Consider the following 2,466-nt stretch of genomic DNA (forward strand, 5'->3'; position numbering starts at 1 on the left):
CCCATAGGTTTACAAAGTATGTTCCTGGCGTTGTATATTGGTCGGCATCTTTGAGGTCAGACCGCTTCTGTTTGATGGCTCCACCATCGAGCAGTTCTCCCACATCCATAAATCGACGTGGGAGAACTGTTCACTTCTTTAGGACTTTTCCCGTTTATGCAGCGTGATATAATTCAAGGAGAAATGTCCCCCGATGACATACGTACAAGTGGAATGTATGATGTGGGGAATTCTACCACTATGCCATTCAATTACGGTGGATTACTTGTATTTAATACTAAGACTTTAACCATTCAAACGGGTGTTGATTTACAGGGAAAAACAATTTGTATACGGGTAAGTTGGAATAATGGGCCTTGGTCCTCATGGAACAATTTTACATTCAATCAGCAAAGCATTTAATCAATTATTTTGGCCGGGAATATAACTCCCCGGCCATTATACCCTAATCATACTTCGACGGCATCTATTGCATCTTGTGGAAATTCTTTAATTACTTCATTCTTAAATTCCAGTCTCGAAAGGTCTGATGTAGATAGGATTGAAATCACCGGGTCATTGCTTTCAATATAGATATTCAAGCGATTATCTTCTGTTTTCTTATACTTTAAATTAAGGAGAATCAACTGATGACTTTTAGGAATTAAGTGGTGATAGCGAACCGAAATATATGTATCATCTACGCCATACATAACCTGTACAACAGCAAGCGTATTCTGGGCTACATAAGTGTGCCGGGTTGAGACTAAGAAGTTGACAACACACTCTTGACTTACAGTCATTAATAAGCATTTTGCATTCATCCAAACCGGAACCATTTTCTTATCCCAAAGTCCGCTCTTTTGAAAGTTAGCCACAGGTATCAGTTCTCCCACATCGGTTTGCAGCTTCTCGTCCAAAAAAGTACATTTGGCTTAAAAATGGATAAAATCAAATACCGCTTAGTTTACAACAGAAAGAAGCAGCTAAACAAACAGGGAATGGCCCTTGTGCAAGCTGAAGCCTTGCTTAACCAACGAAAAGTATACTTTAAAACGAACATTTATCTGAAACCTGAACACTGGGATAAACAAACTTCTCAAGTGTGTAACCATCCTCAGGCGAATGACCTTAATTCGATGCTGTTTGAGTTTGTCCTACACTTGCAAGCGATTGAGTTATCCTTATGGAAACGCGGCATTCCGGTAACTCTATCACTACTTAAAGATGCGATAAAGAAAGACAAGCCGGTCAATGTCACTTTCCCCGTATTTGCCAGAACCTATGTGCAGGAATCCGACCGTAAAAGAAGTACCAAGGAAAATCTTCTGACAACGATAACCGTACTTCAGGAATTTCGTCCGGGGATAGATTTTAAGGATATTACCTATACTTTTTTAAGGGATTTTGAAGTGCATTTGAAAGAGAAGGGAAATAGTGTCAATACGATAGCCAAGCATCTCCGGCAGCTTCGTACCTTGGTGAATGAAGCCATTAATCAGGGGTATATCCCTTCCGATGCCTACCCCTTCCGGAAGTATAAGATAAAGCAAGAGAAAGGGCGGAAAGAATTCCTGACTCCGGATGAGTTGAAGAGGCTGGAGAACCTTGATGTGGATAAGAAGCTCCGCCATGTACTCGATGCCTTCCTGTTCTGCTGTTACACCGGCCTGCGCTATTCCGATTTCTGCCAGCTTACACCTGAGAACATTATTCGTGTGAATGGTAAGCGGTGGCTTCATTTCAAGTCCGTCAAAACAGATGTAGAGATAAGACTTCCGTTACATCTTCTGTTTGAGGGTAAGGCATTGGCTGTATTGGAACGTTACGATATAGTAACTGATTTTGCTAAAATCGGACCCAATTCAGAAGCCAATAAGTATCTTGCCCAATTAGCTACTCTTGCCAGGATAAGGAAGCACATAACCTATCATGTAGCCCGTCATACTTGTGCGACCCTGCTTGTTCACCAAGGTGTTCCGATAACCACTGTCCAGAAGCTGCTCGGTCATACTTCGGTCAGAACTACGGAGGTGTATTCAGAGGTTCTTTCTAATACGATAATACGTGATTTGAAGGCTATAAAAAGGAAGAAAAAAACGCCTGATTTTAGCCGTGTGGTAGAATGTGGGTAGATTTTATAGAATCTACTGACATTCTACCTCTACCTACTCGGAATGCTTTAAACAAAAAACATCCCAGCACTTCACAGTGCCGGGATGAACGCATGTCCTAGTCTTGTGTTATAAAGAGAATTTAGAGTTCTTTTTACCTTTTACTAATACCTAATATTATAACAACTTAAGATTTACTGACAATAAAACAAAAAACGTGCCAAAAAGTTTACATTTGTAAGTGATTAATTTTCATTGTCTATGCGATGGCTTATTTAATATGAGTGTGGAAAACGGTGCAACACTTCTACAATGAAGTTCTACAATTAATGATAAGGTATGTTTACCAGGTGTTTTTATAAAATATGTTTGT

2 protein-coding genes are annotated in these 2,466 nt (G+C 40.0%); one reads left to right on the forward strand and one right to left on the reverse strand.

The annotated features are described in order from the left end of the window. Window positions 1–449: 449 nt before the first annotated feature. Window positions 450–899: a hypothetical protein gene (locus tag AB5903_RS22330; RefSeq protein WP_368118308.1), complete on the reverse strand. Its 450-nt coding sequence runs from the start codon at window positions 897–899 to the stop codon at window positions 450–452. A 21-nt stretch (window positions 900–920) separates the two neighbouring features. On the opposite strand from AB5903_RS22330, the gene AB5903_RS22335 reads away from it, so the two are divergent. Beyond that, on the forward strand, window positions 921–2,114 hold the full coding sequence (locus AB5903_RS22335) for a site-specific integrase (protein WP_368118309.1): 1,194 nt from the start codon (window positions 921–923) through the stop codon (window positions 2,112–2,114). Window positions 2,115–2,466: the final 352 nt, after the last annotated feature.

Origin of the sequence: Bacteroides sp. 2201st1_D9_2201SCRN_220225 (genome assembly GCF_040928965.1) — a bacterium.
Taxonomy (GTDB): Bacteria; Bacteroidota; Bacteroidia; order Bacteroidales; family Bacteroidaceae; genus Bacteroides; species Bacteroides stercoris.

Bases quoted from the DNA above. Each gene is read 5' to 3' on its own strand.
- AB5903_RS22335 (WP_368118309.1), top strand. From the start codon at position 921: ATGGATAAAATCAAATACCGCTTAGTTTACAACAGAAAGAAGCAGCTA.